24 protein-coding genes and 1 tRNA gene are annotated in these 19,679 nt (G+C 68.2%); 9 read left to right on the top strand and 16 right to left on the bottom strand.

Annotation, left to right across the window (positions count from 1 at the left end):
* The first annotated feature begins 152 nt into the window (after positions 1 to 152).
* Entirely contained in the window at positions 153 to 662 is a 510-nt protein-coding gene (locus tag QZ814_RS07545; protein ID WP_294330569.1) for a hypothetical protein, read from the top strand.
* Between the two features lie 30 nt (positions 663 to 692).
* Here QZ814_RS07545 and QZ814_RS07540 read toward each other — a convergent pair whose 3' ends face one another.
* A complete protein-coding gene (locus QZ814_RS07540) occupies positions 693 to 986 on the bottom strand; it encodes a hypothetical protein (protein WP_294330567.1) in 294 nt (97 codons plus the stop codon).
* A 174-nt stretch (positions 987 to 1,160) separates the two neighbouring features.
* Between QZ814_RS07540 and QZ814_RS07535 the strand changes: the two genes are divergently transcribed.
* Positions 1,161 to 1,388: a hypothetical protein gene (locus QZ814_RS07535; protein ID WP_121079160.1), complete on the top strand. Its 228-nt coding sequence runs from the start codon at positions 1,161 to 1,163 to the stop codon at positions 1,386 to 1,388.
* A 233-nt stretch (positions 1,389 to 1,621) separates the two neighbouring features.
* Here the strand turns inward: QZ814_RS07535 and QZ814_RS07530 are convergent, their stop codons facing one another.
* Together QZ814_RS07530 and QZ814_RS07525 are read right to left on the bottom strand one after the other, a co-directional pair.
* Entirely contained in the window at positions 1,622 to 2,134 is a 513-nt protein-coding gene (locus tag QZ814_RS07530; RefSeq protein WP_294330563.1) for a glycine zipper 2TM domain-containing protein, read from the bottom strand.
* An 82-nt stretch (positions 2,135 to 2,216) separates the two neighbouring features.
* Positions 2,217 to 3,059, bottom strand: coding sequence for a class I mannose-6-phosphate isomerase (locus QZ814_RS07525; RefSeq protein ID WP_294330561.1), 843 nt, complete (start codon positions 3,057 to 3,059; stop codon positions 2,217 to 2,219).
* A 124-nt stretch (positions 3,060 to 3,183) separates the two neighbouring features.
* On the opposite strand from QZ814_RS07525, the gene QZ814_RS07520 reads away from it, so the two are divergent.
* From QZ814_RS07520 to QZ814_RS07510, 3 genes are all read left to right on the top strand, one after another.
* On the top strand, positions 3,184 to 4,008 hold the full coding sequence (locus QZ814_RS07520) for an outer membrane protein assembly factor BamD (protein WP_294330560.1): 825 nt from the start codon (positions 3,184 to 3,186) through the stop codon (positions 4,006 to 4,008).
* 44 nt (positions 4,009 to 4,052) lie between these two features.
* Positions 4,053 to 5,714 carry a DNA repair protein RecN gene (recN, locus tag QZ814_RS07515; protein ID WP_294330558.1) on the top strand — a complete coding sequence of 554 codons (1,662 nt, stop codon included), beginning with the start codon at positions 4,053 to 4,055 and terminating at the stop codon, positions 5,712 to 5,714.
* A gap of 132 nt (positions 5,715 to 5,846) precedes the next feature.
* On the top strand, positions 5,847 to 6,176 hold the full coding sequence (locus QZ814_RS07510) for a hypothetical protein (RefSeq protein WP_294330556.1): 330 nt from the start codon (positions 5,847 to 5,849) through the stop codon (positions 6,174 to 6,176).
* Between the two features lie 231 nt (positions 6,177 to 6,407).
* Here QZ814_RS07510 and QZ814_RS07505 read toward each other — a convergent pair whose 3' ends face one another.
* From QZ814_RS07505 to QZ814_RS07485, 5 genes are all read right to left on the bottom strand, one after another.
* Positions 6,408 to 7,043 carry a TMEM175 family protein gene (locus QZ814_RS07505; protein ID WP_294330554.1) on the bottom strand — a complete coding sequence of 212 codons (636 nt, stop codon included), beginning with the start codon at positions 7,041 to 7,043 and terminating at the stop codon, positions 6,408 to 6,410.
* Positions 7,044 to 7,085: 42 nt separating this feature from the next.
* On the bottom strand, positions 7,086 to 7,553 hold the full coding sequence (locus QZ814_RS07500) for a hypothetical protein (protein WP_294330552.1): 468 nt from the start codon (positions 7,551 to 7,553) through the stop codon (positions 7,086 to 7,088).
* A 72-nt stretch (positions 7,554 to 7,625) separates the two neighbouring features.
* The gene (locus tag QZ814_RS07495) at positions 7,626 to 7,781 is read right to left on the bottom strand and encodes a hypothetical protein (RefSeq protein WP_294330550.1); all 156 of its coding nucleotides are present in this window, start codon (positions 7,779 to 7,781) and stop codon (positions 7,626 to 7,628) included.
* Between the two features lie 47 nt (positions 7,782 to 7,828).
* Positions 7,829 to 9,007, bottom strand: a complete 1,179-nt coding sequence (locus QZ814_RS07490; protein WP_294330548.1) for a glycosyltransferase — start codon at positions 9,005 to 9,007, stop codon at positions 7,829 to 7,831.
* Positions 9,008 to 9,048: 41 nt separating this feature from the next.
* Complete coding sequence (locus QZ814_RS07485; RefSeq protein WP_294330546.1) at positions 9,049 to 9,417, bottom strand: glycine zipper 2TM domain-containing protein; 369 nt, start codon at positions 9,415 to 9,417, stop codon at positions 9,049 to 9,051.
* A 110-nt stretch (positions 9,418 to 9,527) separates the two neighbouring features.
* Between QZ814_RS07485 and QZ814_RS07480 the strand changes: the two genes are divergently transcribed.
* A complete protein-coding gene (locus tag QZ814_RS07480) occupies positions 9,528 to 9,959 on the top strand; it encodes a cupin domain-containing protein (protein ID WP_294330544.1) in 432 nt (143 codons plus the stop codon).
* Positions 9,960 to 10,351: 392 nt separating this feature from the next.
* Here the strand turns inward: QZ814_RS07480 and QZ814_RS07475 are convergent, their stop codons facing one another.
* The 4 genes from QZ814_RS07475 to QZ814_RS07460 all read right to left on the bottom strand — a co-directional run bounded on the left by QZ814_RS07475 (position 10,352) and on the right by QZ814_RS07460 (position 12,359).
* Positions 10,352 to 10,777, bottom strand: coding sequence for an OsmC family protein (locus QZ814_RS07475; RefSeq protein WP_294330543.1), 426 nt, complete (start codon positions 10,775 to 10,777; stop codon positions 10,352 to 10,354).
* Positions 10,778 to 10,833: 56 nt separating this feature from the next.
* Positions 10,834 to 11,250, bottom strand: coding sequence for a glycine zipper 2TM domain-containing protein (locus QZ814_RS07470; RefSeq protein WP_294330542.1), 417 nt, complete (start codon positions 11,248 to 11,250; stop codon positions 10,834 to 10,836).
* A gap of 84 nt (positions 11,251 to 11,334) precedes the next feature.
* Positions 11,335 to 11,829, bottom strand: a complete 495-nt coding sequence (locus tag QZ814_RS07465) for a hypothetical protein (protein ID WP_294330540.1) — start codon at positions 11,827 to 11,829, stop codon at positions 11,335 to 11,337.
* 68 nt (positions 11,830 to 11,897) lie between these two features.
* On the bottom strand, positions 11,898 to 12,359 hold the full coding sequence (locus QZ814_RS07460; RefSeq protein ID WP_294330539.1) for a hypothetical protein: 462 nt from the start codon (positions 12,357 to 12,359) through the stop codon (positions 11,898 to 11,900).
* A gap of 159 nt (positions 12,360 to 12,518) precedes the next feature.
* Between QZ814_RS07460 and QZ814_RS07455 the strand changes: the two genes are divergently transcribed.
* Complete coding sequence (locus QZ814_RS07455; protein ID WP_294330537.1) at positions 12,519 to 15,266, top strand: [protein-PII] uridylyltransferase; 2,748 nt, start codon at positions 12,519 to 12,521, stop codon at positions 15,264 to 15,266.
* A gap of 14 nt (positions 15,267 to 15,280) precedes the next feature.
* On the top strand, positions 15,281 to 15,664 hold the full coding sequence (locus tag QZ814_RS07450) for a VOC family protein (protein WP_294330535.1): 384 nt from the start codon (positions 15,281 to 15,283) through the stop codon (positions 15,662 to 15,664).
* A 192-nt stretch (positions 15,665 to 15,856) separates the two neighbouring features.
* Here QZ814_RS07450 and QZ814_RS07445 read toward each other — a convergent pair whose 3' ends face one another.
* The 3 genes from QZ814_RS07445 to QZ814_RS07435 are packed head-to-tail and all read right to left on the bottom strand — an operon-like array spanning position 15,857 to position 19,003.
* The gene (locus QZ814_RS07445; RefSeq protein ID WP_294330533.1) at positions 15,857 to 16,630 is read right to left on the bottom strand and encodes a hypothetical protein; all 774 of its coding nucleotides are present in this window, start codon (positions 16,628 to 16,630) and stop codon (positions 15,857 to 15,859) included.
* A 19-nt stretch (positions 16,631 to 16,649) separates the two neighbouring features.
* Entirely contained in the window at positions 16,650 to 17,396 is a 747-nt protein-coding gene (gene rlmB, locus QZ814_RS07440) for a 23S rRNA (guanosine(2251)-2'-O)-methyltransferase RlmB (RefSeq protein ID WP_294330532.1), read from the bottom strand.
* Complete coding sequence (locus QZ814_RS07435) at positions 17,396 to 19,003, bottom strand: M20/M25/M40 family metallo-hydrolase (RefSeq protein ID WP_294330530.1); 1,608 nt, start codon at positions 19,001 to 19,003, stop codon at positions 17,396 to 17,398. Before QZ814_RS07435 ends, rlmB begins: the two co-directional genes overlap by 1 nt.
* 120 nt (positions 19,004 to 19,123) lie before the next feature.
* Between QZ814_RS07435 and QZ814_RS07430 the strand changes: the two genes are divergently transcribed.
* Positions 19,124 to 19,210: transfer RNA gene (locus QZ814_RS07430), tRNA-Tyr, on the top strand.
* A 134-nt stretch (positions 19,211 to 19,344) separates the two neighbouring features.
* Here the strand turns inward: QZ814_RS07430 and QZ814_RS07425 are convergent.
* On the bottom strand, positions 19,345 to 19,548 hold the full coding sequence (locus tag QZ814_RS07425) for a hypothetical protein (protein ID WP_294330529.1): 204 nt from the start codon (positions 19,546 to 19,548) through the stop codon (positions 19,345 to 19,347).
* Positions 19,549 to 19,679 lie beyond the last annotated feature (131 nt).

Raw genomic sequence — 19,679 nt, 5'->3', positions numbered from 1 at the left:
AGCGATGGTCGCGTTGCGGCTGACCGGAACATATGGGAAACGTCTGGGTGAAGGGCAAGGTGCGGGCTGCGATATCCTGCGGTGTTGTTGCTTCCGCCGCACATGTCCGAACCAGGGTGGAAATCGGACATCACCGATGCCATGCTCGGGTGATGCGAGACTTGTGGGCCGGCGGATACAAGGCGGACGAACTTGCGGAGGCGCAAGAGCGTTATGGCCTCTGCTTTCCGCTAGACCTGATTGACTTGTTGCTCGACCGACGCCCCGTCGATTGGTGGGACTGGCGGTCAGACGACCAAGGCATCCGCAGCGCACTCAAGCAGCCCTTAGAAGGCCTTCTGTTCGATCTAGAAAACAATGATCTATGGTGGCCCGAATGGGGTGAGAGGCCTAATTCTGCCGCGGATCGCACCGCTATTTTGACTTCGATTGTGGATGCGGCGCCTCGTCTCATTCCGTTATACTCGCACCGGTATATTCCCGAGACGCCGCAGGAAGCGGGGAACCCCGTTTTCTCGGTCATGCAATCGGATGTAATCTACCACGGAGCAAACTTTACCGATTACATCGCCAATGAGATTGGTAGATCGCAACCAGTCGGTCCAGTCCGCCACATTCCGTTCTGGTCCGAACTGGTTGGCCGAAACTGCTGGGCTGAATGACCGCAAGTGGGTGGGAAGCCGCCTTTCCTATCAGTCGCGCGGTAGCTTCTCAGCGATGCGCTCGAACTCAGTCGCTGTGAAGCCGGTCAACGTCGGCATTTCCCAATCGAAGAACTGCTTGTTGGATATGGCGTGAAGGATCAGGCTGCGGACACCCACAAGCTCGCGGAATGACAAATCGGAGCTCGGGACTACATCGAGCGCCGCTTCGGCTAGCCGATCTGCCAGAGGTTGAATACTTGGCGAAGTGACGACAATCTCACCGTCGCGCTCAAGCTCACTTATCGCCTTAGCCATCGCACGGCTCAGCTGCTGATCGATCACGTCCGTGCCTCCATTCAGCGGCAATCATGGCGGAGGCTCGCAATGCCTGCAACTGGGGCGCAAACCGCCGACCTTCCTTGACCCTACACTCGAAGACCGGCGGATTGCCGGCATACCCAATGCCTCGTGCTGACCTATCTTGATAACACACCTCGACCATCCCACATCCTCCCCATGTTCAACGCACTCTCGCTGCTGATCGGGCTGGTGGCGCTGCCCTTCGCGCTGGTGGGGATCATCCCGTTCCCCTTCGTGCCGCTGGTCAACTGGATCGCCTTTCCGATCGCGGTCACCGGCACGGTGGTCGGCATGCTTTCGCGCGGGACGGCGGGGCGGAACCTCAACCTGCTGATCCTGATCGTCAGCGGCGTGCGGCTGATGCTGACCGGCGGGTTCATTTGAAAGCTGTGCGCTCCGCGTCGATTTGCTGACCCATACTTCGTCGTCATCCCGGCGAAAGCCGGGATCCATTCGCCTCCATGTTTCCGCTCTTGCTGCGACGGCGGGCCAATGGATTCCGGCGTTCGCCGGAAGGACGGCATGTGGCGCCGCACGCGTGCGTTCTGGCGCACTCCCCTCGCACACGAAAAAGGGGCCCGGCGAACCGAGCCCCTCTTTCTGCAAGCCCCAGGAGCTCAGCGGCAGCGGACGTTGCCGCGGTCGACCGACCGGCCGAGCGCGCCGCCCGCCACCGCGCCGAGCAGCGTGCCGAGCGTCGCATTGCCGCCCGAGGACAGCGCGTTGCCGAGCAGGCCGCCGGCGACGCCGCCGACGATCAGGCCGGTCGTGCCGTCGGTGCGGCGGCAGTAATAGCGGCCGTCGCGCCCGCGATAGATGCGGTCGTTCCGGGTCAGGCGGCGCTCCTGGTAATAGCGGCCGTCGCGGTAATAGTTTTCCGCATAATAGCGGCGCTGGCCCGGTGGCAGGCGGTTATAGTCATAGTTCCGCCAGCGGCGCCAATCGCCGCGATCGGGGCCATTGCCACGGCCCAGGCCCCGATCGTCCCAGCGGCCGTCGCGGTCGCGGCCATGGTCGCGATCCTGCCAATGGGCGTCGCGGTCCTGCCAGTGGCTATAGCCCTGCGCCATCGCCGGTACCGTCGGCAGGGTCAGGGCCGCCGCCGCAGCGGCAACGAACAACATGCGCATCGAGCAACTCCTACTCGTTATCGATGCGTGCCGAACGTGCCGGGGCGGCGGCAGGTTGCGTGAACATGAAACTACGCTGCGTTCACGCAGCGTCCATCGCCGGGACACGCGCGTCGCCGGGATAGGCGAACAGCAGGTCGCTGCCGACCGCCGCTTCGAGCTCGACATGCCCTTCCAGCGTCAGGCACTCGCCGGCCTTGAAGGCAACACCGTCGACCACGCCTTCGCCCTTCACCGGGATCAGCCAGCCGGTGGTGCCTTCGGGCAGGGTGAAGCGGCGATGCCCGCCTTCCCAGCGCTCGAGCACGAACTTGGGGCCCTCGACCAGGATGGTGCGGGTCGGCGACACCGCGCCCGGCATCGGGTGCGGCACGAACGGCACCGGCTCGGCGACCGCGATGCCGGCGTCGAGGTGCAGTTCGCGCGGGCGGCCATAATCATAGAGGCGGTAGGTGGTCTCGCTGTTCTGTTGCACCTCGATCAGCGTGATGCCCGCGCCGATCGCGTGCACCGTGCCCGAGGCGGAGTAGAAAAAGTCGCCGGCCTTGACCGGCTTCCAGTCGAGCATGTCCTCGATCGAGCCGTCGAGCGCACCGGCGCGCAGTGCCTCGCGAGTGGTGGGCTGCTTGGTGCCGAGCGCGATCGTCGAATCGGGCTCGGCATCGAGGATGATCCAGCATTCGTCCTTGCCCCGCGGCAGGCCCACGGCCTGGGCCTGCTCGTCGTTCGGATGGACCTGGACCGACAATTTCTCGCTGGTGAACAGATACTTGATCAGCAGGTCCGGGGTCGAGTTGCCCGGCGTCTGGAACCACACCTCGCCCACCGGCTCGCCGTCGGCGGCGGGATCGGCGAAGCCCGGATAGAGGGTGTGGCGGCCCCAGGGTTTTTCGACGCGGTGGGTGGCGAGAAGCGTGGCGGGCACGGAAGATCCCCTTCGAATATGGTCACGGAAACGCCAGCGCATGTGGCGCGATGCGGGTTCCGCCGCAATCCCGCCCCGAAAAGGATTGTTTGCAGCCACGGCCCCGGTCTAAGAACCCCGCCATATGCGTAGTCCTCTGCCTCGCGCGCTTGCGTTCGCGCTTCTCCCGGTGTTCGCCCTTTCCGTCGCCGGCTGCGCCAAGCGCGGCGGGGTGAAGGATCTGCCCTATGTCGCGCGCGACGTCGGCACCTTGTACAGCACGGCCAAGCAGAAGCTGGACCAGCACCAGTACAAGCTCGCCGCCGCGCTGTTCGACGAGGTCGAGCGCCAGCACCCCTATTCGGTGTGGGCGCGCCGCGCGCAGCTGATGGGCGCGTTCAGCTATTATCTGAACCGCGACTATGCCGAGGCCATCGCCTCGGCGCAGCGCTTCCTGGCGGTGCACCCGGGCAACCGCGATGCGCCCTATGCCTATTATCTCGTCGGCATTTCCTATTACGAGCAGATCAGCGACGTCACCCGCGACCAGAAGATCACCCAGCAGGCGCTCGATTCGCTGGGCGAGCTGATCCGCCGCTATCCCAATTCGAAATACGCCGCCGATGCCCGGCTGAAGCTGGACCTGGTGCGCGATCACCTGGGCGGCAAGGAAATGGAAGTCGGCCGCTTCTACGAGAAGCGCGGCCAGTGGCTCGCGGCGGTGCTGCGCTTCCGCACCGTGGTCGACAACTACCAGATGACCACCCATGTGCCGGAAGCGCTGATGCGCCTGACCGAGGCCTATCTGGCGCTCGGCGTGCCGGAGGAAGCCAAGAAGGCGGCGGCGGTGCTCGGTGCCAACTATCCGGGTACCGACTGGTACAAGCATGCCTATCAGCTGATGCAGGACAATCAGGACAAGCTGGAAGCCGCCGCCAAGGCCAGCCCGCCGCCCAAGCCGGCGAGCTAAAAACCGCTTCCGTTCTTCCTCTGTTCCTGCGATAGGGGGCCCCGATGCTGACCGCGCTATCCATTCGCGACGTGGTGCTGATCGAGGCGCTGGACCTGGAGTTCGGCGAAGGGCTGGGCGTGCTGACCGGCGAGACCGGCGCGGGCAAGTCGATCCTGCTCGACGCGCTGGGGCTGGCGCTGGGGGCCCGTGCCGATAGCGGGCTGGTGCGCAGCGGCGCGGGGCAGGCGGTGGTCGTGGCGAGCTTTCTCCCGCCCGCGGCCGACAGCGAGATCGCGAATCTCTTCGCCCAGAACGGCATGGAACTGGAGCCGGGCGAGCCGCTGCTGATCCGCCGGCTGGTCAAGGCCGATGGCGGCAGCCGCGCGTTCGTCAACGACCAGCCGGCCTCGGCGGGGTTGCTCCGCGAACTGGCGCCGCATCTCGTCGAGATCCACGGCCAGCACGACGATCGCGGGCTGCTCAATCCACGCGGGCACCGGCTGCTGCTCGATGCCTTCGGGCGGTGCGATGCGGGGCCGGTGGCGATCGCGCACCGCGCCTGGCGCGCGGCCGAGGATGCGCTGGCGGTGGCCCGCGCCGAGCAGGACAGCGCCGAGCGCGACCGCGAATGGCTGGAACATGCCGTCACCGAGCTGTCCGCGCTCGCACCCGAGGAGGGCGAGGAGGAACGGCTCGCCGAGCGCCGGGCGTCGATGCAGCGCGGCGAGAAGATCGCTACCGACCTGCAGGGGATCGCCGATCTGCTCGAAGGCTCGGATGGCGGGCTTGCCCGGCTGCGCCAGGCGGCGCGGATCCTGGAGCGGGTGTCGGATGACCATGCCGCGCTGGCCGAGGCGCTGGCGGCGATCGACCGTGCGATCACCGAGGGGAGCGAGGCGCAGGCGCAGGTCGATACCGCCGCCGAGGCGCTGGCGTTCGATCCCGCCGCGCTGGAGGCGGACGAGGCGCGGCTGTTCGAGCTGCGTGCGGTCGCCCGCAAGCACCGGGTGCAGCCGGACGAACTGCCGGCGCTGCTCGCCGACCTGTCCGGCCGACTGGACCGCGTCACCAGCGGCGGCGCGGGCATCGCCCGGCTGGAAAAGGCGGCGGCGGCGGCGCACGCGGCCTATCGCGAGGCGGCGCAGACGCTCTCGGCCGTACGTACCCTGGCGGCGGCGCGGCTCGATGCGGCGGTGGCGTCCGAGCTCAAGCCGCTCAAGCTCGATGCGGCGCGCTTCCGCACCGTGGTCGAGCCGCTGGAAGAGCATCAGTGGAGCGCCGCCGGCATGGACCGGGTGGAGTTCGAGGTCTCGACCAATCCCGGCGCGCCGTTCGCGCCGCTGATGAAGATCGCCAGCGGCGGCGAGCTGTCGCGCTTCATCCTCGCAATGAAGGTGGCGCTGGCCGAAGAGGGCGGCGCCCGGACGCTGATCTTCGACGAGATCGACCGCGGCGTCGGCGGCGCGGTGGCCGACGCGATCGGCGAGCGGCTGGCCCGCCTTGCCCAGGGATCGCAGCTGCTGGTGGTGACGCACAGCCCGCAGGTCGCGGCGCGCGGCGCGCGGCATCTGCTGATCGCCAAGAGCCACGACGGCATCGTCACCCGCACCGGCGTGACCCCGCTCACCCCCGAGCAGCGCCGCGAGGAAATCGCGCGGATGCTCTCCGGCGCCGAGATCACCCCCGAGGCGCGCGCCCAGGCGGAGCGGCTGCTCGCCGCCTGAACCTGAACGAAGCCCGCCGGCTTGCGACAATTGGCGACGCAAAACCGGGGGTTATGGGACAAAGTGGCGACATCGGCGTTCCACAAGGGTTCTCGACCGCAGGGGCGGTCCAGTCGAAGTGAGGAGTATCCGATGAAAAAGTTCATGCTGCTGATCGCAGGTCTTGGCGTCGCTGCCGCCGCCGTTCCCGCATCGGCCCAGCCGGGCTGGCAGAACATCAATGCCCGCCAGGATCGCATCGAACAGCGCATCAACCAGGGAATCCGCTCGGGCGCGCTCAGCCGCCGCGAGGCCACCCAGATCCGCAACGAATATCGCGGCCTGGTCCGCCTGGAGGCCCGCTATCGCGCCTCGCGTCCCGGCCTGACTCCGCAGGAGCGCCGCGACCTCGATCGTCGCTACGACGCGCTTTCGGCGAAGATCCGCTACGAAAAGCACGATCGCAACGATCACCGTCGCTGATCCAACCGAGGGGCCCCTGCTTCTTCGGAGGCGGGGGCCTTCGCCTTACCCCCCAAGGCTATCGCATTTGGCCGAGGTACGCTGTCATCCCGGCGAAAGCCGGGATCCATTGCACTCTGCGCTGGGGGAAAGAACCGCCAATTCGATGCGAATGGATCCCGGCTTTCGCCGGGATGACGATCATTTTTGAGTGCGTCCCAGTCCAGAGACGCCAAATGCGATACCCCTGCCTTACCCCCGCGGTGGCGAGACGCGCTGGAGCACCAGGCGCCACAGCGGAATCGTCGCCAGCGTCGCCTGCGCCGCCCAGGGCAGGACCAGGGCGACCGCGAAGGCGGTTATCGTACCCAGCAGCGTCGCCAAACCACGCTGGCGGATTACCCGGCAATGCGCCTTGGCGATCCGTTCGCCCACCACCGGGGCGGTGGTGGCGACGCGCTGCACCCAGATGTTCGCGAGCGCGATCAGCATCATCCACAGGCAGTAGAGCGCCGAGGGCACCCGGTTCCCGTAATATTCGGACGAGAAGGCGGTGAAGAACGGGATCGACGCCACCGTGCTCAGCATGCACAGATTGGGCAGGATCAGCTTGGGCGACCAGTGGCGCGCGCAATCAAACGCGCGGTGATGCCCGGCCCAGAAGGCGCCGATCACGAAGAACGACACGAAGAAGCTGAGGAATTTGACCCAGAGCCCGGCGAGCGCCCACAGGAAGGCGGCATCGGTGAACGGCGCGTGGACCTCCGGCACGTGGATCTCGATGATCAGCAGCGTGATCGCGATCGCGAACACCGCGTCCGAAAAGAAGATCAGTCGTTCCAGCGCATGGCCGGGGCCATGCGATTCCGGTGCGTGCGTGCTTTGCATGCGGTCCTCCCCCGTTTCCCCGACCGCCTTTCTAGCAGGCGATCAGCCGTCCGTCTTGGGGGGCGTGCGGCGGGTGCGCGGCTTCGCGGCTGCCGTATCGGCCTTGCGGATGCGGCGGGGCGGCGGCGCCTTCGCGGCTTTGGCCGGGGCGGCGTCCGCGCCGGGCTCGGCCGCCGCGGCAGCGGGTTTGCGGACGCGCTTCACCACCGGCTTTGCCGAGGCTTCCGGGGCCGAGGCTGCCGAGGCCGATGCGGCCGGCTCGGCGGCGGGCGTCGGCACGGCGATAGCTGCGGGCGCCGGGTCTGCGTCCGATTGCGGCGGTTCGCCCTTGATGCGATTGGCGAGCGCGACCAGCCCGGCGGCGAGCAGATCGGCGACCACCGGATGCTTGGCGAGCGCGGTCAACTGGCGGCGGGTGTCCTTGGGCAGCTTGATGCCGCCGATCACCTTGGGCAGCAGCGACGGCGTCTTGCCGTCCTTCTTCGCCTTCTTCGCCTTCTTCTCGGCCATTGCGCGTCTCCCGTACCGGGTTGAAGCGATCAGCTTCCGCCAAGCGATTCGCGCTGTCAATCGCGCGAGCGATCAGTGTTGGGTAGGCTCGTCTGCTTCCCATTCGAACACGATGTCGAAGTCGGTGTCCTGGCGGGTCTCGGCCGCCACGCGGCGCAGACGCCGCGGCGGGAGCGTTGGTCGCGCCGGCTGGCGGCGCGGCGCGCGATAGGGCTTGGGCTTCTGCATCGAACGTTCCTTCAGCGTATCTACTTCCGGAAACCCTGCGCGAACCCTCAGGTTCCGCGATGCCGCGCCATCAGCTGTGCGAGGAAGCGGTACAATCGTTCGCTGTTGGCGGCCCAGGTGAACGGCTCCGCAACCCGGCGCACCGCGGCCGCTGCGGGCGGATCGGCCAGGAGCGCGGCGATCGCGGTGGCGAAGGCGGCCGGGTTGCGCGCGACGATGTGGCCGGCGGCGGGCACCGTCACCACCTGCCGGGCGCCCCCGACATCGGGGATGACGATCGGCGTGCCGCTGGCCAGCGCCTCCAGCCACGCATTGGCCAGCCCTTCGGAGGCCGAGGCCAGCGCCATCACATCGGCGGCGGCGAGCAGATCGGCGATCCGCTCGGGCGGGATCGCGCCGAGCAGCCGGACGCGATCGGCGAGCCCCATCGCCGCGATCTTGGCGGCAAGGCGCGGCGCTTCGGGCCCCTGGCCGGCAATGGCAAGCTGCACGCCGGGCAGCGCCGCGACGGCGTCGATCAGCAGGTCATGCCCCTTGAGCGGGATCAGCGCGCCGACCGAGGCGACCAGCGGCCCGGCGATGCCGAGCGCCTGCTTGGCCGCCTGCCGGTCGCGCGGGGCGAAGCGGGTCAGGTCGACGCCGGTGACGATGCAGTCGATCCGCTCGGCGGGCATGCCGAGCGCGATCATGTCGTCGCGCAGTGCCAAGGAGACGGAGAGCAGCCCGTCGGCAGCCTGGCCGGCGCGGACGATCTGGCGGGCGATGGCGGGGCGGCGGGTCCATTGGTGGATGTCCGATCCGCGCGCCTTGATCGACACCGGCACGTCGAACGCCTTGCCGAGCGCAATCGCGGCGGGGCCGTCCGGAAAGAAGAACTCGGTGCTGATCACGTCGAAGGGGAAGTCCCGTCGCAGCCGCGCCAGCATCGGGCGCAGGGCGCGCGCCAGCATCGCCGCATGGAGGCGACCGCCGGTGCCGGGAAGATTGAGAAAAGGTGGGCGATGGACGCGAAGGCCGCGCCAGTCCTCCTGCAGGGGCTGGGCGGCAAGTGCCGCGTAGCGCGCGTGCCGATCCAGCGGGAAAGGTGGCAGTCCGCGCGGGGACACCACCTGCACCTCCACCCCGTCGCGCGCGGCCAGCGCGCGGGTCTGGCGCTCGACGAAAATGCCGAAATTGGGCCGCGAGGCGTCCGGGAACAGGGTGGAGAGCACGAGCACGCGAAGCATGTCCCGGGGCTATAGCGCCCCGGGGTTAATGCTTCGGCGTGTCAGCGGCAGCTGTTGCCGCCGCGTTCGATGGCGCGGCCGGCCAGCGCGCCGGCGACGCCGCCCAGCACCGTGCCGGCCGTACGGTCGCCGCTGGTATCGATGGTGCGGCCGAGCAGTCCGCCCGCCACGGCGCCGACGACGAGGCCGGTGGTGCCGTCGGGCTTGCGGCAATAGCGGCGGCCGTCGCGACCACGCCATTCGCGATAGGCATAGCGGCGACGGTCGTCGCGGTAGCGGCGGTCGTCATGATCGCGATAGTAGCGATCCTGGCCGATCACGGCCTTGGCTTCGGCCTGGGTCGTCGGCAGGACGATCGCGGCGGGAACGGCAAGCGCCGCGGCGCTGAGCGAGAGAAACAGAATACGCATGACTAACTCCCCGATGGTTCTGATGAAGTGAACGTGTCGGGTTTAGGCGCGGTTGCATGAACCTGATACTACACGGCGTTCAGCTGCGTGGCAGGCAGGAGGCAAGGCGAATGGACGAAGCGCGGGCGATCATCGAGCGGCTGGGGCTGGCGCCACATCCCGAAGGCGGCTGGTATCGCGAGACATGGCGGGCCGCTGCGGCGCCGGGCGCGCGCGCCGGGGGCACCGCGATCCTGTTCCTGCTCGAGGCCGGGCAGCGATCGCACTGGCACCGTGTCGACGCCGACGAGCTGTGGCTGTGGCACGCCGGGGCGCCGCTCGACCTCCGCATCGCGAGCGCCGCCGACGGCATCGTGGAGACGTGGACGCTGGGCGGCGATGTGCTTGCCGGCCAGGTGCCGCAGGCGCGGGTACCGGCCGGCGAATGGCAGGCGACGGAAGCGCCCCATGGCTGGGGGCTGGTGAGCTGCACGGTCGTGCCGGGCTTCGACTTCGGCGGGTTCGAGCTCGCCACGCCCGACTGGTCGCCGCCGGGGGCGTGACCGGATTTATCCCCGTTATCCACAGGTTCCACAGGGGGGCGCCCCGGCTTTGCACTTGGTGCGACTCGCCGCGGGTGAGACCATCGGTGCTGTAAGAACACGGAGGTGGTGGCGGGAAACCAACGCGCTTCCAGGCACTTACGGCTTCGCGCTGATGCCTTCCCGACGGGGAGCGCGAGGCGCGGGCAGGGGCGGACGTCGCGGTCTTCCTGGGCGCGCGTCCGATCCAGCGGCACCTCTTGCGTTCCTGCCGAAGCAGGGGGTGCTGGCCGCCGATACGAAGGAGCGTTGCGCTCCGGCGCGAGCCGCGCGGATCGGCGACATGGGGGCTGGCGGCAACGCCAGCCCCTTTTAGCGCGCACACGTTCTGCGGTAGAACCCGCCGACGGAGGTCAGGCGAGTTCCCACTCGAGCGCGATCTCGGCCTTGAGCAGCTTGGAGACCGGGCAGTTCGCCTCGGCACCCTTGGCCAGCGCCTCGAACTGCGCCTCGCTGATGCCGGGAACTTCGGCGCGCAGCTTGAGGTCGGAGCGGCTGATCTTGAAGCCGTCGCCCTCCTGGTCGAGCTTCACCGCGGCGATCGTCTCCAGCGTGCCGTCGCTGAACCCGGCCTGGGCGAGCGCGAAGCTGAGCGCCATGGTGAAGCAGCCGGCATGGGCGGCGGCGATCAGCTCTTCCGGGTTGGTGCCCTTCTCGTCGCCGAAGCGGGTGTTGAAGCTGTAGGGCGTCGCTTCCAGCACGCCCGAGGGGCTGGTGAGCTGGCCTTTGCCGGTCTTGCCGAAGCCGGTGTAGCGGGCAGTGGCGGTGCGCGTCGTCATGGCAGGGCTCCTGGAAACGAAGATCGGGCCGGGGACTCGGCCCCGGCCCGATCCTATCAGCGGCAGGTGACGTTGTTGTTGTTGCGGTCGATCGAGCGACCGGCCGCCGCGCCCGCCGCCGCGCCGAGCAGCGTGCCCAGCGTCTGCGAGCCGCCCGGCGCGATGATGTTGCCGAGCAGGCCGCCCGCGACGCCGCCGACGATCAGGCCGGTGGTGCCGTCGTTGCGGCGGCAATAATAGCGGCCGTCCTGGCCGCGATAGACGCGGTCGTTGCGCGACAGGCGGCGCTCGCGATAGCTTTGGTCGTCGCGATAATAGCGGTCGGCATAATAGCCGTTATAGGCGGGGTCCGGCCGGTTATAGTCGTAGGAGCGATAGCCGTTATAGCCCGCCGAGTTGGTGCCGAAGCCGTCTTCGGCGCAGCCGGACAGCAGGGTGGCCGCGGCGACCATGCCGAGAGCGAAGATGCGCATCGTGTCTCTCCTGATCCTTGTTGGGAATGCTGAGGCAATGCGCAGCCGCGCGGAAGGTTGCGCGACTGCACCGAACCGGGTGGTTCAGGAGGGTGCGGCGTCGAATCGGCGCAGTTCGTCGGCCTGGCCGGCGACGAGGGTGGGGGCCGATCCGCCGGCCAGCGCGGGACGCAGCGCGTCGCGCTCGCTTTCCGGAACCGGAGCCGAGGGATCGGGCCGGAAGTCCTCGATCGCGCGCTTGCTGCCATCGGAATGGCTGTCGCCCAGCAGGTCGGTCGGCACGGTGCCCGGTGCCGCGTCGGCCGGCTTGCGGTTGCGCAGCAGCCCGAAGGCGAGCGCGCCGACCGCACCGAGGCCGGTCGCGGCGATGGCGGCGATCCCGGCCTTGCCGATGCCCGACTTCTTCTTCTGCACCTTGGTCGCGGGCGTGGCAGCCTTGGGCGCGCGCTTCGGGCGCGGCTTGGGTGCGGGCTTCGCGGCAGCGGGGTCTACCGTCGTCTCGGGGGCGGCAGCGGATGCAGCCTTGGGCGTGCGCTTGCGCGGCGTCGTGGACTTCGGGGTCTTGCTGGCAGTGGCCATCGAAATCTCCTTTCGGTTACGGCACGGTCAACGGGTCGGGCGCGGGGGTGTTCCGAAGGGCGGCCCGATCAGCGCGCGCAGATGCGGGTGCGCGGGTTGACCCAGCATCCGTCCTGCAGCGCGACGATGCCGAGCGGGTCCATCGCCTTGTCGTCGTCCGGGTCCGCATTCCAGCTGGCGTCGGCCTTGCCGTCGCCGCGCACGCTGACCACGGCGAAGTGCGAGTGGGCGGGTTTGCCGGCGCTCCAGGTGTTGAGCGTGTAGCCGCCATCGCCCATCGGGAAGACCTGACAGGGGCCGTCGACCAGGCGCTTCCCGTCCACCTCGAACCGGCATTGGCGCGTGGCCGATCGCGGGGCGGCGCCGGCGTCTGCCGCAGCCGTACTGCGGGGCGTGGGCACGGGAGCGGGCGTCGCGGGCGGCGTGGACGGGGCATTGGCGCCTGCGGGCGGATCGGGCGGCGCGCCGTTGCAGGCGGCGAGCGGCGTCACGAGCAGCAGGGCGGCGGCGGCGCGGGTCGTGAAAGGCAAGGACGTTCTCCCGAGAAGCTATCCGCCCGTACCGCCCGCACCGGCCTTGGTTCCCGCGAGGCGGGCCCGATGCGTGGCAGCGACCGGAAAAGGCGGGAAATCGCGCGCGTGCTGCCTTCTGAGGTGAACTTGGCGCCAAATCCTCCTATCTGACTCCCCATGCCCTCCCGCTTCGCCTCCGTCCCCCATCGGCGCGCCCTGATCGACCGCCGTGCCGTCGCCGAACGCCTCGCCGCCCTGGAGGCGCGCGACACCGCGGCGCTGCGCCAGGCGGGTGCCACCGCGCTCAAGGCGGCGCTCGATGCCGGGCAGGCCGAGATCGCCCGGCGGCTCGCCGAACATCCGTCGCGCGGGCTGGAAGCGGCGGCGGCGGGCGCCTTCCTCACCGATCAGATCCTGCGCCTCCTGTGGGACTTCACGGTCGAGCGGCTGCACCCCAACGCCAACCCCACCACCGCCGAGCGGATGACGCTGATCGCGGTGGGCGGCTATGGCCGCGGCGAGATGGCGCCGCATTCGGACATCGACATCGGCTTCCTCACCCCCTGGAAGGTCACCGGCTGGAGCGAGCAGGTGATCGAATCGATGCTCTATTCGCTGTGGGACATGCGGCTGAAGGTGGGGCATTCGTCGCGCTCGCTCGACGAGATGGTCCGCCAGGCCAAGGCGGACGTGACGATCTGCACCGCGCTGGTCGAGGCACGCTATGTCTGGGGCGATACCGATCTCTACGAGGAGGCCGCGCGCCGCTTCAAGGCCGAGGTGCAGGCGGACAGCGCCCGCGGTTTCATCACCGCCAAGCTGGAGGAGCGCAACGCCCGCCACAAGAAGATGGGCGACAGCCGCTATGTCGTCGAACCCAATGTGAAGGAAGGCAAGGGCGGCCTGCGCGACCTCCACACGCTCTTCTGGATCGGCAAGTTCGCCTACAACGTCCGCGAGCCGGCCGAGCTGGTCGAGGCCGGGCTGCTGACCCCCCTCGAATATCGCCAGTTCCGCCGCGCGGAGAACTTCCTCTGGGCGGTGCGCTGCCAGCTGCACCTGATCACCAACCGGCCCGAGGACCGGCTGACCTTCGACGTCCAGCGCGAGATCGCCGAGCGCATGCGCTTCGCCGACCGGCCGGGCATGTCCAAGGTCGAGCGCTTCATGCGCTACTACTTCCTCCAGGCGAAAGTGGTGGGCGACCTTACCGGCGTGTTCCTCGCGCATCTCGACGAGAAGTTCGCCGCGCGCGGGCGCCGTTTCGGCTTCCCCGCGCTGTGGCGCGGGCGGCGCAAGCTCAAGGGCTTCGTGCTCGAGCGGGGCCGGCTGGCGATCCCGCGCGACAGCTATTTCCGCGAGGACCCGGTCCGCCTGATCGAGCTGTTCGCGCTCGCGGACCAGCACGAGCTGGAGATCCACCCGCTGGCGATGCGCGCCGCCGCCCGCGACGCCAAGCTGGTCGACGACGTCCGCACCGATCCGCGCGCCAACGCGCTGTTCCTCGACGTGCTGACCTCGCCACGCGATCCCGAGACGGTGCTGCGCTGGATGAACGAGGCGGGCGTGTTCGGCCGATTCGTGCCGGACTTCGGCCGTGTCGTCGCGCAGATGCAGTTCGACATGTACCATCACTACACGGTGGACGAGCATTCGATCCGCGCGATCGGGCTGCTCAGCCGGATCGAGAAGGGGCAGTTGAAGGACGACCACCCGCTGGTGAGCGATATCGTGCACCAGCTCGCGTCGCGCCGCGCGCTCTACGTCGCGGTGCTGCTCCACGATATCGCCAAGGGTCGCAGCGGCGACCATTCGATCCTCGGCGCCGAAGTGGCGGAGCGGCTATGCCCGCGGCTGGGGCTCAGCCCCGGCGAGACCGAGATGGTGGCATGGCTGGTGCGCTGGCACCTGCTGATGTCCGCCACCGCGTTCAAGCGCGACTTGGCCGACTTCAAGACGATCCTCGATTTCACCGCCCAGGTGCAGAGCGCCGAACGCCTTCGCATGCTGCTGGCGCTCACCGTCGTCGATATTCGTGCGGTGGGCCCCGGCGTTTGGAACGGCTGGAAGCGCCAGCTGCTAGGCAATCTCTACGAGGCGGCGGAAGAAGTGCTGCGCCTCGGCCACAAGCAGCGCGGCCGCACCGAGCGGATCGCCGCCAAGCAGGACGAGATGGCGGCGCTGCTCGGCTGGGACGCCGCACGGCTGGAAGCGTTCAAGAAGCGATTCACCGAAAGCTACTGGATCGCCGAGCCCGTCGACGTGCTGGCGCGCAACGCCGTGATGGTGGCGGAGGCCGGCAACGCCACGCTGCATGTCGAGGCGCAGGTCTATCCCGATCGCGGCGCGACGCTGGTGACGGTCTATGCCGCCGACCATCCCGGCCTGTTCTACCGCATTGCGGGCGCGATCCATGTCGCCGGCGGCAACATCATCGACGCGCGCATCCACACGACGCGCGACGGCATGGCGCTCGACAATTTCCTGGTCCAGGACCCGTTCGGCCAGCCCTTCGACGAAGAGGCTCGGCTCAACCGGCTGAAGACCGGAATCGCCGATGCGCTGGCGAACCGCGCCCGGCTTTCCGAACGGCTCAAGACCAAGGCGCCGGTGCGGCTGCGCGCCGATGCCTTTTCGATCGAACCCAATGTGTTCATCGACAACAAGGCCTCGAACCGCTTCACCGTCATCGAAGTCAATGCGCGCGATCGGCCGGCGTTGCTCTACAGCCTTGCCAATGCACTGTTCCAGTCGAAGGTGACGATCCACTCCGCGCATGTCGCGACCTATGGCGAGCGCGCGGTCGATACCTTCTATCTGACCGACCTGATCGGGGATAAGATCAGCGCGACGTCCCGACTCAAGTCGATCGAGCGGCGTCTGCTGGAAGCCGCGGCCGGCGAGGAGATCGCCCAGGCCGCCTGATCGGGGGAACGGGCATGCCGGTGGTAGGACTTGGGGGCTATTTCTTCCGTGCGAAGGATCCGGAGGGGCTGAAGGCCTGGTATCAGGAAATGCTGGGCGTCGGCGGCGGTTGCGGCACCGATGCCGAGGGGCAGGCCAGCCCGTGGTTCTGGTATCCCGAGCCGGGCGGCGTCGTGTTCCAGCCCTTCGCGGCAGACAGCAGCTATTTCGCCGCCGACAAGCCGGTGATGCTCAATCTGCGGGTGATTGACTTGGACAGTCTGCTGGAGCAGCTCAACGCCGCCGGCATCGCGATCGAGACGCGGGCGGAGTGGGACAGCCCCGAGACCGGCCGCTTTGCCCGCATCCACGATCCGGAAGGCAATCCGATCGAATTGTGGGAAGCGCCGGCCGAGTAACGTCGCGCATCTCCACCCGCCGTCGGCCCGGCGAACGCTGGGGTCGCCGGGGGGGGGGCTGCGCGTGCCCGTTCCGGCGCTTCTGCGGGAGATGCCAGCGTGCGCTGGCATGACGGTAACGGGATGGGGCGCCATCCAAGTCGCCGCCCGTAAGGCATCCGGCAGGCGCCGTAGCGCCTGCCGGCCTGTCGATCAGCGCAGCGGCGCCACGCGCAGCGAGGCCATCGGCGCGTCGCTGGTGTTGGTGTCGATCTTCCAGACGATCTTCTTTTCGCTGCCGATCGTCTCGGCGCCTTCCTCGTTGTTCTGGCTCAGCAGCTCGGCGTCGGTGGTCAGCGTGAAGGTGCCGGACATGCGGCTGTAAATCTCGCCGATCCCGCCGATCGGGACCGAGGCCATGCCCGAGGCGAAGCTGCTCATGCCGCCGGCCCCGGTCGGGTCGCCCTTGGGCCGTGCGAAGCCCGGCGCCTTGACGCGCAGGCTGTCCTTGCCGCGCAGCTCGATCGCGAGCCAGGGGAAGACGACCTCGTTGTCGAGGTTGTACGGGTAGACGAAGCTGTGATCGAGCACGCCGGACAGGGCGAAATCGACATAGAAAATGCCGTCCCCGCGATATTCGACGGTCTTGTAGCCGGCTTCCTTGGCAAGCTCGCCGGCGAGCTTGCGGAAGGTCTCGTCGCGCTTGGCCTTGTCCTCGGCGGTGAGCTCGAGCGCCGACATGTCGGGTGCGGCCGACTTCGCCGAGCCGTTCTTGGCCTTGGCGCCCGACTCCATGCCCATCTTCATCAGCTTGCCGCCGAGGCCCTTGATGTCCAGCGCGGCGACTTCGCCCTTGTAGGTGAAGGTGAAGCTTCGGTCGCGGTGAATGGTCAGCGCGGAGTCGAACTTGCCGGGCACGAACAGGCAGCTGGCCAGCACCAGGGGCGCCAGCACCACGAGTGCCAGCGACCGCAACATCTTCAACATGAAATTCCCCCTCTTGAGATCAGCCCCGTGTGTTCACCGCATAGAGCGCCACCGCGGCGGCGTTCGACACGTTGAGGCTTTCCACCTTAGGCGAGATCGGCAGGCGGGCCAACTCGTCGCAATGCGCCTCGGTATTCTGGCGCATGCCTTCGCCCTCGGCGCCGAGCACGAGCGCGACACGGCCTTCGCCCATCACCTCGCCCAGCGTCGCCTTGGCATGGCCGGTCAGGCCGACGCGCCAGAAGCCGGCCTCGGCGATCTCGTCGAGCGCGCGCGACAGGTTCACCACGCGCACCCAGGGCACCACCTCCAGCGTCCCCGCCGCCGCGCGGGCAAGCGTGCCGGTCTCGGGCGGCGCATGCCGGTCCTGCGTGACGATGCCGAGCGCGTCGAACGCCGCCGCCGAGCGCAGGATCGCGCCGACATTGTGTGGATCGGTCACTTGGTCGAGCACGAGCAACGGACGCTTGTCCTCGGCACCCTGTTCGAGGAGGTCGCCCAGCCAGATCTCCTCGAGCGGATCGACTTCCGCCACCAGCCCCTGGTGCGGTGCGTCGGCCGGCACCAACCGGCCGAGATCGGCGGCCTCGGCATAGGTGATCGGGATGACCGGGGGCAGGTCCAGCGCCGACAGCGCCTCGCGCGTGCCCCAGATCTTGCGCACCGTCCGCTCGGGATTGGCGAGTGCCGCGAGCACCGCGTGGCGGCCGTAGAAACGCGGTCGCGATGCAGATGCCTGGCTGGGACGATGGCCTCGACGTTTCATCAGTGTGCAGACTCCGGGAAGGGGTAGAACTGATCGGCCGGGGTCGGCGCGGTCGCAAGCGGCACGCGCGGCAGCGGCTGATCGCTGTTGGCAGCGTTGATCAGGAATTCGGCGAGGATCAGTGCGCCCTGGCGCATGTCGTCGGCCTTCAGATGATCGAACGTATCGACGTCCGTATGGTGCACCATGGAGCCATAGTCGAGGGGGTCCTGGATGAACTGGAACGCGGGGATGCCGACCGCGTCGAAGAAGACATGGTCGGTGCTGCCGGTGCGCCGCGCCGAAACCTCGATCGCGCCCATGCTGCGGAACGGCGCGAACCACTGCTCGAAGATCGGCATCACCGCGGTGTTGCCCTGGGCGTAGATGCCGCGGATCTTGCCCGATCCGTTGTCGAGGTTGAAATAGGCGGCGAGCTTGCCGTGGTCCGGCCCCGGCGTGATCGGGAAGGCGCGGCTCCAGGTCATGTAGCGCACCATGCCGCTGGCGCCGGCATCGACCGGGCGCTTGGCGACATGGTTCTCGACATAGGCCATCGAGCCGAGCAGGCCCTGCTCCTCGCCGGCCCACAGCGCGAAGCGGATCGCGCGCTTGGTCTTGATGCCCGATGCCTTGATGATGCGCGCGGCCTCCATCACCATCGCGCTGCCGGCGCCATTGTCCGCCGCGCCGTCGCCCATCGCCCAGCTGTCGAGATGCGCGCCGGCCATCACATAGCCGGCCTTGGGGTCGGTGCCGGGGATGTCGGCGAGGACGTTGTAGGCCTTGGTGTCGCTATCGTCGAAATGGTTGACCGCGTCGATCTCCAGCGTCGGCTTGGCGCCCATCTTGGCGAGGCGGGCGAGGCGGCGATAATCCTCGGCGGCGATCTCGATGCCGGGGAGCAGGCCCGACTGGCCGACCTGGAACTGGCTGTTCTGGCCGTGGACCAGTTTGCCGTTGCGGCTCGACATGATCGCATAGCCGATCGCGCCTTCCTCCTTCAGAAACGCGTCGCGCTTGGCGCCGAAGGTGAGGCGGGCGGGGTTGAACGCGCGGTTGCCGCCGCCACCGTTGAGCAGGTCGTACTGGTCGCGCTTGGTGAGTTCGTCGTCGGTCCAGCGCTTGAACGGCGCCTCGGTCGCTTCCTCGAGCTCGCGCGGCTCGCTGATCAGCACCACCTTGCCCTTCAGCTTGCCCTTGAACTGGGCGAACGCCGCCTCGTCGGCGAGGGGGGCGAGCACCACCTCGCCGGTGACCGCGCCGCTGGTGCCCGGCGTCCAGGGCAGGGGGGCGGCGACCAGCTGGAGCGGGCGGGGGGCGACCATGCGCACGGCGAGCTTCTCGTTCCACCAGCCGCGGCCGAACTCGAAGCCTTCCTTGTGGACATTCACCAGGCCCCATTCGCGGAACTTGGCCTGGGTCCAGTCCTCGGCCTTGCGGATGCCGGGCGAGTTGGTGAGGCGCGCGCCGATCACGTCGGTGAGATACTGTGCGATTCGCATGACCTCGCTGTGGTTGGTGCCCTGGTCGATCACGCGGTCGGTCGGCGTGGTCTGGATCGTCTGGGCCGCGATCGGCGCGCTGGCGAGCAGCGCAGCGGTGATGGCGAGCATGGAACGGCGCATCGGTTTTCCCCCAAAAAGTGTGCGCCGGACGCTATGCGCGCAAAAGAGTGCACGCAAGGCGTTGACAGGCCCGCTTCGCTTCGGCATTGGGCCCCCTCGCTCGCAAGCGGCGGTCTCCATGGATAGGTGGCCGAGTGGTTAAAGGCAGCAGACTGTAAATCTGCCGGGCTTCGCCCTACGGTGGTTCGAATCCATCCCTATCCACCACCGCCGCTGCGAGCGAAATCCTCGCTCTCGCTGCATCGCCTCACCGGAACCAGGATTGGGCCGGCTGCGGATCATCGCCCGCAGACGCGGGGAGGGCCGGCGTTGCGCGACGAAATGCGTTCGGCCGGTTCCGGCTAGGATTGCCGGCCGTACAGCGCCAGGGTGCGTTCGCGATACTCGATGAGCTGCAGCAGATGGTCCATCTCGCGGATGCGTTGCACCGGCGCGCCCTCGCGAATGGCGGCTTCGATCTGCTCCAGCAGATAGGAAGCACTGCCCGCGCCATGGGTGAGATAAATCGCTTCGGCGCGCTCCAGGAGCGTAGAGAGCGGCGTCACCTGGCCATCCTTGCAAGCAAAGCGCGCTCCATATCCAAAATGGACTTGCTTGTGCAATGGTTAACACTTTGTGCAGCCATCAACATGTGCATCGGTCCTGTCCCGCGTCGGGATAACTCCTGACTTGTCCG

This window comes from uncultured Sphingomonas sp., from assembly GCF_913777625.1.
Lineage (GTDB): Bacteria > Pseudomonadota > Alphaproteobacteria > Sphingomonadales > Sphingomonadaceae > Sphingomonas.
Note: the sequence above shows the minus strand (reverse complement) of the source record. Positions and strands in the feature narration are given on the sequence as shown.